This is a genomic window from Rhizobium lentis (assembly GCF_014200175.1).
Lineage (GTDB): Bacteria > Pseudomonadota > Alphaproteobacteria > Rhizobiales > Rhizobiaceae > Rhizobium > Rhizobium mulingense.
The window spans coordinates 96,958-111,532 of record NZ_JACHBD010000003.1 but is presented as its reverse complement, the minus strand read 5'-3'; the positions used below and the strand labels follow the sequence as shown (position 1 = coordinate 111,532).

Sequence of the window (14,575 nt, the reverse complement as noted above, 5' to 3'; positions counted from 1 at the left end):
CGGCAAAATTGGAGGTTGAAGATGGGAAGCTTGTCCAGCTCCATCAACTCGCTGTTCCTCAAGGAATTCTTCGGCGCGTTCTTTCTGTCGATGCGCTATTTCTTCCGCCAGAAGGCGACGATCAACTATCCCTTCGAAAAGGGTCCGGTCTCCCCGCGTTTCCGCGGCGAACATGCGCTGCGCCGTTATCCGAACGGCGAAGAGCGCTGCATCGCCTGCAAGCTCTGCGAGGCGATCTGTCCTGCCCAGGCCATCACCATCGAGGCGGGTCCGCGCCGCAACGACGGCACGCGCCGCACCGTACGCTACGACATCGACATGGTGAAGTGCATCTATTGCGGCTTCTGCCAGGAAGCCTGCCCTGTTGACGCGATCGTCGAGGGTCCGAATTTCGAATTTGCGACGGAAACCCGCGAAGAGCTCTATTTCGACAAGGCGCGCCTTCTCGATAACGGAGACCGGTGGGAGCGCGAAATCGCCCGCAATATCGCGATCGATTCGCCGTACCGCTGATTGGGTTTTGAAATGCCGCGATGGAGCTCTGCTGCTCCTCTAGCGGTCAATATGCACAGGAGCTTTGCCGGTCAGCCGCAATGCTCTATCGGGCAGAAAAACTCCCGGCTGCCCGGGGGAAGATGAAAAAGGCACCAACATGGGTCTGCAGGCTCTATTTTTCTATCTTTTCGCCTTTGTCGCGGTGGCGTCGGCGTTCATGGTCATCTGGGCGAAGAACCCGGTTCACTCGGTTCTGTTCCTGATCCTGGTGTTCTTCAACGCGGCCGGCCTCTTCCTGCTGCTCGGCGCCGAATTCCTGGCGATGATCCTGCTTGTCGTCTATGTCGGCGCCGTCGCCGTGCTCTTCCTCTTCGTGGTGATGATGCTCGATATCGACTTCACCGAGCTCAGGGCAGGGGTTCTCGAATATGCGCCGATCGGCGGGCTGATCGGGATCATTCTCGCAGCCGAGCTGATCGTCGTCATCGGCGGCAGCGTCATCTCGCCTGAGATCGCCAAGACTGTCGCCATGCCGATCCCGGCGCTGACGGAGCGCACCAATACGGCCGCTCTCGGTGACGTGCTCTACACCAATTATGTCTACTTCTTCGAGATCGCCGGCCTGGTGCTGCTGGTCGCCATGATCGGCGCCATCGTCCTGACGCTTCGGCACCGCACCAACATCAAGCGGCAGAATATCCCCAGGCAGGTTGCCCGCACGCCCGCCACTGCCGTCGAGGTGGTTTCGGTCAAGCCCGGGCAGGGCGTCTAAAGGCAGGTCAAGGAACAAAGAACATGGTCATCGGTCTTTCCCATTACCTGACGGTCAGCGCCATCCTCTTCACGCTCGGCGTCTTCGGCATCTTCCTGAACCGGAAGAACGTCATCGTCATCCTGATGTCGGTCGAACTGATCCTGCTTTCCGTCAACATCAACATGGTCGCCTTCTCCCACTTCCTGAACGACATCGTCGGACAGGTCTTTGCGCTGTTCATCCTGACGGTGGCGGCTGCCGAGGCGGCGATCGGTCTTGCAATTCTCGTTGTCTTCTACCGCAACCGCGGCTCGATCGCGGTCGAAGACGTCAATATGATGAAGGGCTGAGTGGCTCATGTTCCTCTATAAGGCTATCGTCTTTCTTCCCTTGATCGGTGCGATCGTCGCCGGCCTATTCGGCCGCGCCATCGGCGCCAAGGCTTCGGAATATGTCACCAGCGGCCTGATGATCATCGCCGCCATCCTCTCCTGGTACGTCTTCTTCACCGTTGGCATGGGCCACGCCGAAGGCGGCCCGATCAAGGTCGAGGTGCTGCGCTGGATTCAGTCCGGCGGCATCGATGCCTCCTGGTCGCTGCGGGTGGATACGCTGACCTCGGTCATGCTGATCGTCGTCAACACGGTCTCGATGCTGGTGCACGTCTATTCGATCGGTTACATGCATACCGATCCGCATCGCCCGCGTTTCTTCGCCTATCTCTCGCTCTTCACCTTCGCCATGCTGATGCTGGTGACGGCCGACAACCTGGCGCAGATGTTCTTCGGCTGGGAAGGCGTCGGTCTTGCCTCTTATCTGCTGATCGGCTTCTGGTTCAAGAAGCCCTCGGCAACGGCCGCGGCGATGAAGGCCTTCATCGTCAACCGCGTCGGCGACTTCGGCTTCGTGCTCGGCATTGCCGGTGTCTTCGTGCTGTTCGGCGCAATCAATCTCGACACGATCTTCGCCAATGCCTCGAATTTCGCCCCGCATGAAGGCGGCGGCGAGGCGAGCGAAGTCATCCTCAACCTCTTCGGCATGCAGCTCGACAAGGCGCATGCGCTGACCGGCATTTGCCTGCTGCTCTTCATGGGCGCCATGGGCAAGTCGGCGCAGTTCCTGCTGCACACCTGGCTACCGGACGCCATGGAAGGCCCGACCCCGGTCTCGGCCCTCATCCACGCCGCCACCATGGTCACCGCCGGCGTCTTCCTTGTCGCCCGCATGTCGCCGCTTTTCGAACTGTCGCCGGATGCACTGACCGTCGTCACCGTGATCGGCGCGATCACCGCCTTCTTCGCGGCGACTGTCGGCCTCGTGCAGAACGACATCAAGCGCGTCATCGCCTATTCCACCTGCTCGCAGCTCGGCTACATGTTCGTGGCGCTCGGGGTAGGGGCCTATGGCGCGGCGATCTTCCATCTGTTCACGCATGCCTTCTTCAAGGCACTGCTCTTCCTCTGCGCCGGCTCGGTCATCCACGCCGTCGATGGCGAGCAGGACATGCGCTACATGGGCGGCCTGCGGCCGCACATCAAGGTGACCTTCTGGCTGATGATCATCGGCACCCTGGCGATCACCGGCGTCGGCATTCCCTTCACGCCGATCGGCTTTGCCGGCTTCTTCTCCAAGGATGTGATCATCGAGGCGACCTATGCTTCGCACTCGCCGGTCGCAGGCTTTGCCTTCTCGCTGCTGGTCATCGCCGCGCTCTTCACCAGCTTCTATTCCTGGCGCCTGATCTTCATGACCTTCTTCGGCAAGCCGCGCGCTTCGCACGAGGTCATGCACCACGTTCACGAATCGCCGCAGGTCATGCTGGTGCCGCTCTATCTGCTGGCGATCGGCGCGGTGCTGGCGGGTGTGCTCTTCGAAGGCCGGTTCTACGGCGAGGAGTATGCCGAGTTCTGGAAGGGTGCGCTTTTCACCGGCGCCGAGAACGAACTCGTCGAAGAGTTCCACCACGTGCCGGCGCTCGTGGCTCTGAGCCCCTTCATCGCCATGGTGCTCGGCTTTGTCACCGCCTGGTACATGTATATCCGCTCGCCGGAGACGCCGCGCGTCCTCGCCAAGCAGCACCGGGTTCTCTACCAGTTCCTCTTGAACAAGTGGTACTTCGACGAGCTCTACGACTTCCTCTTCGTCCGCACCGCCAGAGCGCTTGGCCGCTTCCTGTGGAAGAAGGGTGACGTTGGCGTCATCGACACCTACGGCCCGAACGGCGTGGCCGCCCGCGTCGTCGCCGTCACCGACCGCGTCGTCCGCCTGCAGACCGGTTACCTCTATCACTACGCCTTCGCCATGCTGATCGGCATTGCGGCGCTCGTTACCTGGATGATGCTCGGGAGTTCCTTCTGATGACCGATTGGCCTATTCTTTCAACGGTCACCTTCCTGCCGCTCGTCGGCGTGGTGCTCCTGCTGCTGATGAACGGCGAGAGCGAGAGCGGCCGCAAGAACGTGCTGTGGATCTCGCTGATCACCACCGTCTTCACCTTCCTCGTTTCCCTCGTCATCTGGGTCGGCTTCGACAACGCCAATCCGGGCTTCCAGATGCTCGAAAAGCACGACTGGCTCGGTACCGGCATCGGTTACCATGTCGGCGTCGACGGCATCTCGATGCTGTTCGTCATCCTGTCGACCTTCCTCATGCCCTTCTGCGTGCTGGCGAGCTGGCTCTCGATCGAGAAGCGCCTGAAGGAATACATGATCGCCTTCCTCGTCCTGGAAACGATGATGGTCGGCGTCTTCGTCTCGCTCGATATCGTGCTGTTCTACGTCTTCTTCGAGGCGGGCCTCATTCCGATGTTCCTGATCATCGGCGTCTGGGGCGGCAAGGATCGCGTCTATGCGAGCTACAAGTTCTTCCTCTATACGTTGCTCGGCTCGGTGCTGATGCTGCTCGCCATCATGGCGATGTACTGGCAGGCCGGAACGACGGATATCACCGCGCTGCTCGCCTACAAGTTCCCGCCGGCGCTGCAGACCTGGCTATGGCTTGCCTTCTTCGCCTCCTTCGCGGTGAAGATGCCGATGTGGCCGGTCCATACCTGGCTTCCCGATGCCCACGTTCAGGCGCCGACGGCTGGCTCGGTGATCCTGGCCGGCGTCCTGCTGAAGCTCGGCGGCTACGGTCTCATCCGCTTCTCGCTCGGCATGTTCCCGGTGGCGTCCGATTATTTCGCGCCGCTTGTCTTCGCCATGTCCGTCATCGCCATCATCTACACCTCGCTGGTGGCGATGATGCAGGACGACATCAAGAAGCTGATCGCCTATTCCTCGGTGGCGCACATGGGCTACGTGACCATGGGCATCTTCGCCGCCAACACGCAGGGCGTTCAGGGTTCGATCTTCCAGATGCTGTCGCACGGGATCGTCTCGGGCGCGCTCTTCCTCTGCGTCGGCGTCGTCTACGACCGCACCCATACGCGCGAGATCAATGCCTATGGCGGTCTCGTCAACAACATGCCGAAATATGCCGTCGCCATGATGGTCTTCACCATGGCCAATGTCGGGCTTCCCGGCACCTCGGGCTTTGTCGGTGAGTTCCTGACGCTGATCGGCGTCTTCCGGGTCAATACCTGGGTCGCGCTCTTTGCCGCCACCGGCGTCATTCTCTCGGCCGCCTATGCGCTTTGGCTCTATCGCCGCGTGATCTTCGGCGCGCTGGAGAAGGAAAAGCTGAAGGCGCTGCTCGACCTTTCGCCCCGCGAACAGCTGATCCTCTACCCGCTGGTCGCACTGACCATCTTCTTCGGCGTTTACCCGGCTCCGGTCTTCGATGCCACGGCCGCCTCGGTGGATCTGCTGGTCAATAACTACACGGCCGCCGTGCACGCAGCGCAGAATGTTGCGCTGTCTATGAATTGATGACGGGACTTATCGGACATGACCGCTGAAACAATCCTCCTCAGTCTGCATCTTTCCGCGCCGGAACTGATCCTAGCGGTCGGCGCCCTGTTCCTGTTGATGGTCGGCGTCTTCTCAGGCGAGCGGTCGGGCCTCGTCGTCACCGGCCTCGCCATCGTGCTGCTGCTGGCTTCCGGCGTCTGGCTGCTCTTCGTGCCGGCCGAAGGCCTTGCCTATGGCGGCGTCTACATGGCCGACGGCTTCTCCCGCTTCATGAAACTGGTGGCGCTCATCGGCTCGCTGGTCGCCCTGTTCATGACGATGGGCCACGCTAGGGAAAATCAGCTCGACAAGTTCGAGTTCCCGGTTCTGCTGGTGCTCGCGACCCTCGGCATCCTGCTGATGATCTCGGCCAACGACCTGATTTCGCTCTATCTGGCGCTGGAGCTGCAGTCGCTGGCGCTCTATGTCGTCGCCGCGATCAACCGCGACAGCCTGAAGTCGACGGAAGCCGGCCTGAAATATTTCGTCCTCGGCGCGCTTTCCTCCGGCATGCTGCTCTACGGCATGTCGCTGGTCTATGGCTTCACCGGCCACACCCACTTCTCCGAGATCGCCCAGGCCCTGTCCGTGGAGGGCGCGCGGTCGCTCGGCCTCGTCTTTGGCCTGGTCTTCATCCTCGCCGGCATCGCCTTCAAGATCTCGGCCGTTCCTTTCCATATGTGGACGCCGGATGTTTATGAGGGCGCGCCGACGCCGGTCACCGCCTTCCTGGCCGCGGCCCCGAAGGTTGCCGCGATGGCGATGATGACCCGCATCGTCATCACCGCCTTCCAGCCGGTTCTGGCGGACTGGCAGCAGGTCGTCGTGTTCATCTCGATCGCTTCGATGCTGCTCGGCTCGTTTGCGGCGATCGGCCAGAAGAACATCAAGCGGCTGATGGCCTACTCCTCGATCGGCCATATGGGCTATGCGCTGGTCGGCCTTGCCGCCGGCAACCAGACCGGCGTTTCCGGCGTCATGCTTTACATGGTCATCTACATGGTCATGACCCTCGGCAGCTTTGCAATCATCATGTCGATGCGCCGCAAGGACGGCACCGTCGTCGAAGACGTCAATGATCTCGCCGGCCTTTCCGCGACCAACCCGTTCATGGCCGTGGTGCTGACAGCGCTCATGTTCTCGCTCGCCGGCATTCCGCCGCTCGCCGGTTTCTTCGCCAAGTACTTCGTCTTCGTTGCGGCGATCGAAGCCAAGCTTTATGCGCTTGCCATCATCGGCGTTCTCGCCTCGGTCGTCGGCGCCTATTATTATTTGCGCGTCATCAAGCTGATGTGGTTCGATGAGGCGACCGGCGAATTCGCCCGGGTCTCCGGCGCCCTGCGTCTGGTCTTCGGTCTTTCCGGTCTCTTCGTCACCGCCTATGTGCTCATCGGCGGGCCGATCGGCGGTGCGGCAGAGCTTGCCGCCGCGACACTCTTCTAATGGTTTCCGACAGACGGCGCCGGATATCGCTCGGCGATTTCAGGCACGAGGCGCTGTCGGAAACATCGTCCACCAATAGCGAATGCCTCGCCCGGGCGCGGGCGGGCGATCCCGGAAATCTCTGGGTGACGGCCGAGAGGCAGACCGGCGGCCGCGGCCGCCGCGGCCGCCTCTGGGTGTCCGAACGCGGCAATCTTTACGCTTCCCTTCTATTGATCGACCCGGCGCCCATGGAGCGCCTCGGCTCGCTGCCGCTGGCGGTTGCCGTCGCCGTGCACCAGGCGATCCGCCAGGTGCTGCCGCCGGGCGCCGAACCGCTCGAGGTCAAATGGCCGAACGATATCCTCATCGGCCGGAAGAAGACCTGCGGCATCCTCGTCGAGGGCGAGCAGTTGCCTGACGGCCGCTACGCGCTGATCGTCGGCATCGGCATCAATGTCTCGGTCATGCCTGATAATCCGCTCTATCCCGTCACCTGTCTGCGTCAGCATGCAAGCGCGGCTTCGCCGGAGGAGCTCTTCGCCCATCTCTTCGCGGCGATGGCGGATGTGCTCGATCAATGGGACCAGGGTTGCGGCATTGCCGAGATCACGGCGCGCTGGCGCACCATCGCCTGTGGCATCGGCGAAAAGATCACGGTGAATTTACCGGACCGATCGATTTCCGGCCAATTCGCCGGAATTGATGATAATGGCTTGTTGATGCTCGATACCGGCGCTGGCAGGATTATGCCCATTGCCGCCGGTGATGTGTTTTTTGGATAGCGGAAAAAACGAAAATTATGGCGAAACAGGACGAGTTGGTATTCCTGCCTCTGGGCGGCGTTGGCGAGATCGGCATGAATCTCGCTCTCTATGGCTACGGCCCGCCCGAGCATCGCCAGTGGATCATGGTCGATTGCGGCGTCACCTTTCCCGGCCCGGATCTGCCGGGCGTCGACCTGGTCCTGCCCGACATCCGCTTCCTCGCCAGCGAACGCAAAAACCTCAGGGCGATCATCATCACCCATGCCCATGAAGATCATTATGGCGCGCTCGCCGATCTCTGGCCCGGGCTCAACGTGCCGGTCTATGCCTCGGGCTTTACCGCGGGTCTGCTCGAAGCCAAACGCAATTTCGAGAAGGCGAGGATCGGCGAGGTGCCGGTGACGCCGTTCAAGGCGGGCGACACGATCAATGTCGGCCCGTTCAGCATCGAAGGTGTGGCCGTCAATCACTCGATCCCCGAGCCGATGTCGCTGATGATCCGCACGCCTGCCGGCAATGTCATCCACACCGGCGACTGGAAGATCGACCACGAGCCCTCGCTCGGGCCGCTGACCGATGAGACGCGCTTTCGCCAGTTGGGCGACGAGGGCGTGCTGGCGCTGATGTGCGATTCCACCAATGCCTTGCGTGACGGTGTTTCGCCGTCCGAGAAGGATGTGTCCGAAAGCCTGCGCAAGATCATCGAGGATGCCGAAGGCCGGGTGGCGATCACCACCTTCTCATCGAATGTCGGGCGCATTCGCACCGTTGCCGAAGCTGCCGAGGCGGCGGGCCGCGAAGTGCTGTTGCTCGGCAGCTCGCTGAAGCGGGTCGTCGACGTCGCCCAGGATATCGGCCTGATGGAAGGCGTGAAGCCCTTCATCTCCGAGGAAGAATACGGCTACATCCCCCGCGACAAGGTCGTCGTCATCCTGACCGGCAGCCAGGGCGAGGCGCGGGCAGCGCTTGCCAAGCTTTCCCGCGACGAAATGCGCAATGTGGCCTTCGCGGCGGGCGATATCGTCGTCTTTTCCTCTCGCGCCATTCCCGGTAACGAGAAGGCGATCCAGGACATCAAGAACGGCCTCGTCGAGCAGGGCGTGCACATCATCACCGATACTGAAGCCCTGGTCCACGTGTCCGGCCATCCGCGCCGCAACGAGCTGCAGCGGATGTACGAGTGGACTCGGCCGAAGGTCGTCGTGCCGGTGCATGGCGAGGCGACGCATCTGACGGCGCACAAGGAGCTTGCCGAGCAATCCGGCATCGCGATCGTCCCGCGGGTGCGCAACGGCGATATCTTGCGGCTGGCGCCAGGTCCGGTCGAGGTGATCGGCGAAGCGCCGCACGGCCGCATCTACAAGGACGGCATGCTGATCGGCGATTTCGACGAGATGGGGATCGGCGAGCGCAAGAAGCTCTCCTATGTCGGCCATGTCGCGGTCAGCGTCGTGCTCGACGCCCGTTATGATATTGTCGGCGATCCCGATCTCGTCTCGATCGGCCTGCCGGTCTATGACGACGAGGGCGATGAGATGGAGGACACGCTCTTCGACGCGGCGATCAGCGCCATCGAAAGCATTCCGCGCGCCCGCCGCAAGGATATCGACATGCTGCAAGAGGCCGTGCGCCGCGCCATCCGCGCCGCTGCGAACCAGAGCTGGGGCAAGAAACCCGTCGTTACCGCCTTCGTCACCAAGGTTTGATCATGCTCGGCCGGGTGAACCATATTGCCATCGCCGTCCCCGACCTGAAGGCGGCGGCGGCTGCGTATCGCGACACGCTGGGCGCTGCCGTGTCGCAGCCGCAGGCGCTGCCGGAACACGGCGTCACCGTCGTCTTCGTCGAATTGCCGAACACCAAGGTCGAATTGCTTGAGCCGCTGGGGGAAGCCTCACCGGTTGCAGCCTTCCTCGACAAGAACCCGTCCGGCGGTATGCACCACATCTGTTATGAAGTGGACGATATCATCCTCGCCCGCGACCGGCTGGTCGAGGCGGGGGCGCGGGTGCTGGGCGATGGCCAGCCGAAGACCGGCGCGCACGGCAAGCCGGTGCTCTTTCTGCACCCCAAGGATTTCTTCGGCACGCTGATCGAGCTTGAACAGGCCTGAACCGAATTCATGTGAAGCGCTTGCGCTGCGGCAGAGTGACCCGAAGGCGGCAAAATGTTTCGTTCGCTTTGAATTGACCGCCATTCCGCCGTATAAAGGCGCGCAATTGAAAGTGAGAGGACGCCTTCGCCACATGGCGGCGCGACATCACGGGAACCATAATGCTTCAGATCTTCCTTCAGGGATTTGCCGTCTACTTCATCGTATGGTGGATGACGCTTTTCGCCGTCCTGCCGATCGGCCTGCGCACCCAGGCGGAAGACGATGATATCGTGCTCGGCACCGTTCCCAGCGCGCCCACCCGCTTTCGCGCCGGCTTCGTCTTTTCGCTGACGACGCTGATCTCGGCTCTGATCTACGGCCTCTGGTATGTCTGCGACACCTATTTCGGCTGGGGCTTCGACGCCCTTCCACAACTAGGGCCTAGCTTCTATTGAGGTAGCTTTTGCTCAAAGTTTGAGCAGATGTAAAATTCACAAAAAGTCGATTTCGTCATATCGGCGTCATGCTGTTGCGGCAAAGAGCTCGCCTAACGGAATGAGGGCGCATTTCCTTACGGAAGGCGATCTCGTTTCTGGTTGGGATGGGAGGCAAAAGCCAAAAAAAAACAAGGCTGAAAGCCTTGTTTTAAGTATCGCGTGATCTGTAACCGTTGCCGGGGCTGCGACGAGCGCGCCTAAGATCTGATCCTCCCAAGACTTGACCGCGAATTCGGCAAGAATTTAGCTTCCTGCCTGTTTTGTGAGCTAAAGCTAGCTCAAACATTGGGCTTTGTCATTAGCTTTTTTTGCATTTTTGCTACACTCTAGCAAAATATTTCTGTTGACAAGATTTTCGTTCAAGTCCTTATAAACACGCGCTTTTTCACACCCTTTCATTTTGCCGGCGTGAACATGCGTATCCGGGAGGCGGCCGACGGCAGTTGCGGGTTTCCTTCCCGCCGCGAAGCGGCTATGAACGCTCCCACATTACCAATGTACCGTCGATTCCGTTTCTCCGCGGGATCTCAACTGCTCCGGAATCCGCCATGCGTCTGTCCCGCTATTTCATGCCCATCCTCAAGGAAAACCCCAAGGAGGCGGAAATCGTCTCCCACCGGTTGATGCTGCGCGCCGGCATGATCCGCCAGCAGTCGCAGGGCATCTATTCCTGGCTGCCGCTCGGCAAGCGCGTTCTCGACAAGGTTAACGCCATTATTCGCGAGGAGCAGAACCGTGCCGGCGCCATCGAGCTTTCGATGCCGACCCTGCAGTCGGCCGAACTCTGGCAGGAAAGCGGCCGTTACGACGCCTACGGCAAGGAGATGCTGCGCATCAAGGACCGTCAGGATCGGCCGATGCTCTACGGTCCGACCAACGAGGAGATGGTGACGGATATCTTCCGTTCCTCCGTCAAATCCTACAAGAACCTGCCGCTCAATCTCTATCACATCCAGCTGAAGTTCCGCGACGAGATCCGTCCGCGCTTCGGCACCATGCGCTCGCGCGAGTTCATGATGAAGGATGCCTATTCCTTCGATCTGACGCGCGAGGGGGCGGAGCATTCCTATAACAAGATGTTCGCCGCCTATCTCAGAACCTTCGATCGGCTCGGCCTGCGCGCCATTCCGATGCGTGCCGACACCGGCCCGATCGGCGGCAATCTCAGCCATGAATTCATCATCCTCGCCGATACCGGTGAATCCGAGGTCTTCTGCCACAAGGACTTCGTCGGCTTCGATATTCCTGGTGAGAGCACCGATTTCGACAGCGTCGAGGGTTTGAAGGCGATCTTCAACAAGTGGACCTCGCTCTATGCGGCGACCTCGGAAATGCACGACGAGACGGCTTTCAACGCCGTTCCGGAAGGCGAGCGTCTTTCGGCGCGCGGCATCGAGGTCGGTCACATCTTCTATTTCGGCACGAAATATTCCGAACCGATGGGCGCGAAAGTGCAGGGGCCTGACGGCAAGGAACACTTCGTTCACATGGGTTCCTACGGTATCGGCCCGACACGCCTTGTTCCCGCCATCATCGAAGCATCGCATGACGACAACGGAATCATCTGGCCGGCTTCGGTCGCGCCCTTCGATATCGTGGTGATCAACATGAAGGCGGGCGATCAGGCCTGCGACGATACTTGCGAGCTGATCTATGCCGCGCTCACCAAGGCCGGCAAGGATGTGCTCTACGACGACACCGACGACCGGGCCGGCACGAAATTCGCAACCGCCGACCTGATCGGCGTGCCCGTCCAGATCATCGCCGGCCCGCGCGCGGTCGCGAACGGCGAGGTCGAAGTGAAGGACCGCAAGACCGGCGCCCGCGAAACGATGACCATCGAAGCGGCGATCAACAGGTTCGTGGCTTAAGGAAACGGAGGCGAAATGGCAGAGGCAGCAGTGGACCGGAGTTCAACATCCGGCTTGGGTCCGGCTGGCAAGCCATTTTCCACCTTCGAACGCCTCGTGGCCTGGCGCTATCTGCGCGCCCGACGCAAGGAAGCGTTTATCTCGGTCATCGCCGGCTTCTCCTTCGTCGGCATCATGCTCGGCGTCGCGACGCTGATCATCGTCATGGCCGTCATGAACGGCTTCCGCACCGAGCTCGTCTCGCGCATCCTCGGCATCAACGGCCACATGATCGTCCAGCCGGTCGATGGCCCCTTCACCGATTATCCCGACCTTGCCGGCAGGCTTGCCGCCGTGCCCGGCGTCAAGATGGCGCTGCCTTTGGTGGAAGGTCAGGTGCTGGCTTCCGCCCAGGCCGGCGGAAGCACCGGCGCCCTGGTGCGCGGCGCCCGCGCCGAAGACCTGACCAAGCTCAAGACGATCTCCGACAACATCAAATCCGGCGACATGGTGGGCTATGCTTCCGGCGAGGGCGTGCTGATCGGCACCCGCATGGCCGACCAACTGGGTCTGCGCGTCGGCGACCTCATCACGCTGACCTCGCCGGAAGGTGACGTCACGCCGATGGGCGTCAACCCGCGCGTCAAATCCTACAAGATCTCCGGGCTGTTCGAGATCGGCATGTCGGAATATGATTCCTCGATCATCTTCATGCCGCTCGAGGAAGCGCAGCTCTATTTCAATGCGGCGGGGCTGGTGCAGTCGATCGAGCTCTTCGTCGATCATCCCGACGATATCGACGCTCTGCGGCCGAAGGTGGAAGAGGCGGCCGGCCGCCAGATCAACCTTACCGACTGGCGCCAGCGCAACCAGACCTTCTTCTCGGCGCTGCAGGTCGAGCGCAACGTCATGTTCATGATCCTGACGCTGATCGTGCTTGTCGCGGCGCTGAACATTATCTCCGGCCTCATCATGCTGGTGAAGGACAAGGGCAGCGATATCGCCATTCTGCGCACGATGGGCGCCAGCGCCGGCGCCATCATGCGCATATTCTTCATGACCGGGGCGGCGATCGGTATCGTCGGAACAATCGCCGGCGTGCTGCTCGGCGTCCTCGTCTGCGTCAACATCGAATCCATCCGCCAGTTCTTCTCCTGGATATCAGGCACCGTGATCTTCAACCCGCAGGTCTATTTCCTCAGCCAGCTGCCGGCCGAGATGGATCTCAGCGAAACGATTTCGGTCGTGGTCATGGCGCTCAGCCTCTCCTTCATCGCCACCATGTTCCCGGCATGGCGCGCCTCCAGGCTCGATCCGGTGCAGGCCCTGCGCTACGAATAAGGAATGCCGCATTCATGAATCGCAACGTCGTCCTCAAGCTTACCGGCGTCGAGCGCCATTACGGGCAGGGCGATACGCTGCTCTCGATCCTAAAGGGAGCGGATTTCTCGCTGTCGAAAGGCGAGATCGTCGCCCTTGTTGCGCCCTCCGGCACGGGCAAGTCGACGCTGCTGCATGTCGCCGGTCTGCTCGAGCATCCCGACGGCGGCGAAGTCACCATCAACGGACATGCCTGCGACGGGCTGAGCGATGAGAAGCGCACGGCGATCCGGCGCCGCGAGATCGGCTTCGTCTATCAGTTCCATCACCTGCTGCCGGAATTTTCCGCGCTCGAAAACATCATGATGCCGCAGCTGATCGCCGGCCTGTCCTGGAAGGAAGCCGGAGAGCGGGCCGGCCAGCTACTCGACTATATGCGCATTGGCCATCGCGGCTCGCACCGCCCGGCCGAACTATCGGGTGGCGAGCAGCAGCGCGTTGCGATCGCCCGCGCCGTCGCCAATGCACCGACCCTGCTTCTCGCCGACGAGCCGACCGGTAATCTCGACCCGGAAACAGCAAGCTACGTCTTCGACGCGCTGGAGGCCCTGGTGCGCCAGTCCGGCCTCGCCGCCCTTATCGCCACGCACAACCACGAACTCGCCCGCCGCATGGATCGGCGCGTGACGATCTCCGACGGCAAGGTCGTCGATTTCTGATCGATGTCGCCCGGACGTGCGCATCGGTTCCGGGATAAATACGACGAGATGACGCGTCTGGCGGCAGATTCGAATCGACCGCCTCCGGCTCCGTCATGGGATGATCAGCCCGCCGCGATAGTCGAACGCGTAAGCCTTCCGTCCGTCGACCATGATGCATTCATGACCGCTGAATCGTTCACAGCCGCCTTCGCTGCGATCGACATATCGGCCGAACGGATGGTCGAATTCAATTCCGCCGAGAAAGCGGCCCTGCCGGTACAGGGCAGACAGCGCCGCCTTGATCACTGTTCCCGCTGCGCTGGCATCGATGAGATCGGGAGCAATGACCCAGCCGAAATAATTCATCGCCCAGATCGGCTCGTCGGCAAACCACACCACCTCCTGTCCGGCGAAATCGGTGCCGCCGAAGTAGCTGTCGAGATAGCGCCAGTCGCCGCGCTCGTAGCCGATATCGTGAGACCCCGGACGGCAGGGCGGGCGCGGCACGCCGCCGCCGACATAGCTGGCAGCTTTGGCTTCGACGACGAATTCGTTCAGCATCGCAGTCTCGGGCATAGGGTACTCCGCCTGACTCGTCAGTTGTGATATAGCAGGATGCGCAGAACATAAATAGAACAAATGCGCGGTGCTTTTGTCATCGGCGGGGTGTGTCTACGTCCTTTGCGGCACGGCGGGCTTGCGAGGCCGCGGCTCGGCATCTCAAGCTCATCGCCGAATCGTTGCGTCGCCGGGGCGTTTTTCAAACGCAAGCAAGAAGGAAAAG

The 14,575-nt window shown here is 61.3% G+C and carries 14 protein-coding genes; 13 read left to right on the top strand and 1 reads right to left on the bottom strand.

The window, feature by feature from the left end:
• The first annotated feature begins 21 nt into the window (after nt 1-21).
• The 13 genes from nuoI to GGI60_RS08610 all read left to right on the top strand — a co-directional run bounded on the left by nuoI (nt 22) and on the right by GGI60_RS08610 (nt 13,809).
• Nucleotides 22-513, top strand: coding sequence for an NADH-quinone oxidoreductase subunit NuoI (nuoI, locus tag GGI60_RS08670; protein ID WP_003573902.1), 492 nt, complete (start codon nt 22-24; stop codon nt 511-513).
• Between the two features lie 139 nt (nt 514-652).
• Nucleotides 653-1,267, top strand: a complete 615-nt coding sequence (locus tag GGI60_RS08665) for an NADH-quinone oxidoreductase subunit J (RefSeq protein ID WP_183914834.1) — start codon at nt 653-655, stop codon at nt 1,265-1,267.
• Between the two features lie 23 nt (nt 1,268-1,290).
• Nucleotides 1,291-1,599, top strand: a complete 309-nt coding sequence (gene nuoK, locus GGI60_RS08660) for an NADH-quinone oxidoreductase subunit NuoK (protein WP_012483438.1) — start codon at nt 1,291-1,293, stop codon at nt 1,597-1,599.
• A 7-nt stretch (nt 1,600-1,606) separates the two neighbouring features.
• A complete protein-coding gene (gene nuoL / locus GGI60_RS08655) occupies nt 1,607-3,607 on the top strand; it encodes an NADH-quinone oxidoreductase subunit L (RefSeq protein WP_183914832.1) in 2,001 nt (666 codons plus the stop codon).
• Nucleotides 3,607-5,118, top strand: coding sequence for an NADH-quinone oxidoreductase subunit M (locus GGI60_RS08650; RefSeq protein ID WP_183914830.1), 1,512 nt, complete (start codon nt 3,607-3,609; stop codon nt 5,116-5,118). The genes nuoL and GGI60_RS08650 overlap by 1 nt, the downstream gene beginning before the upstream one ends.
• An 18-nt stretch (nt 5,119-5,136) precedes the next feature.
• Entirely contained in the window at nt 5,137-6,582 is a 1,446-nt protein-coding gene (gene nuoN / locus GGI60_RS08645) for an NADH-quinone oxidoreductase subunit NuoN (protein ID WP_183914827.1), read from the top strand.
• A complete protein-coding gene (locus GGI60_RS08640) occupies nt 6,582-7,346 on the top strand; it encodes a biotin--[acetyl-CoA-carboxylase] ligase (RefSeq protein WP_183914825.1) in 765 nt (254 codons plus the stop codon). The genes nuoN and GGI60_RS08640 overlap by 1 nt, the downstream gene beginning before the upstream one ends.
• A 17-nt stretch (nt 7,347-7,363) precedes the next feature.
• Nucleotides 7,364-9,034, top strand: coding sequence for a ribonuclease J (locus tag GGI60_RS08635; RefSeq protein WP_183914823.1), 1,671 nt, complete (start codon nt 7,364-7,366; stop codon nt 9,032-9,034).
• A gap of 2 nt (nt 9,035-9,036) precedes the next feature.
• Nucleotides 9,037-9,441, top strand: coding sequence for a methylmalonyl-CoA epimerase (gene mce, locus GGI60_RS08630; RefSeq protein WP_183914821.1), 405 nt, complete (start codon nt 9,037-9,039; stop codon nt 9,439-9,441).
• Between the two features lie 161 nt (nt 9,442-9,602).
• Entirely contained in the window at nt 9,603-9,878 is a 276-nt protein-coding gene (locus GGI60_RS08625; protein ID WP_183914819.1) for a DUF1467 family protein, read from the top strand.
• A 590-nt stretch (nt 9,879-10,468) separates the two neighbouring features.
• Entirely contained in the window at nt 10,469-11,791 is a 1,323-nt protein-coding gene (proS, locus tag GGI60_RS08620) for a proline--tRNA ligase (protein WP_183914817.1), read from the top strand.
• A gap of 15 nt (nt 11,792-11,806) precedes the next feature.
• The gene (locus GGI60_RS08615) at nt 11,807-13,111 is read left to right on the top strand and encodes a lipoprotein-releasing ABC transporter permease subunit (RefSeq protein WP_183914814.1); all 1,305 of its coding nucleotides are present in this window, start codon (nt 11,807-11,809) and stop codon (nt 13,109-13,111) included.
• 14 nt (nt 13,112-13,125) lie between these two features.
• Nucleotides 13,126-13,809: an ABC transporter ATP-binding protein gene (locus GGI60_RS08610; RefSeq protein WP_097581582.1), complete on the top strand. Its 684-nt coding sequence runs from the start codon at nt 13,126-13,128 to the stop codon at nt 13,807-13,809.
• A gap of 93 nt (nt 13,810-13,902) precedes the next feature.
• Here the strand turns inward: GGI60_RS08610 and GGI60_RS08605 are convergent, their stop codons facing one another.
• Nucleotides 13,903-14,367 (bottom strand): DUF5680 domain-containing protein, encoded by a 465-nt coding sequence (locus GGI60_RS08605; RefSeq protein WP_183914813.1) that lies wholly within the window; start codon nt 14,365-14,367, stop codon nt 13,903-13,905.
• Nucleotides 14,368-14,575 lie beyond the last annotated feature (208 nt).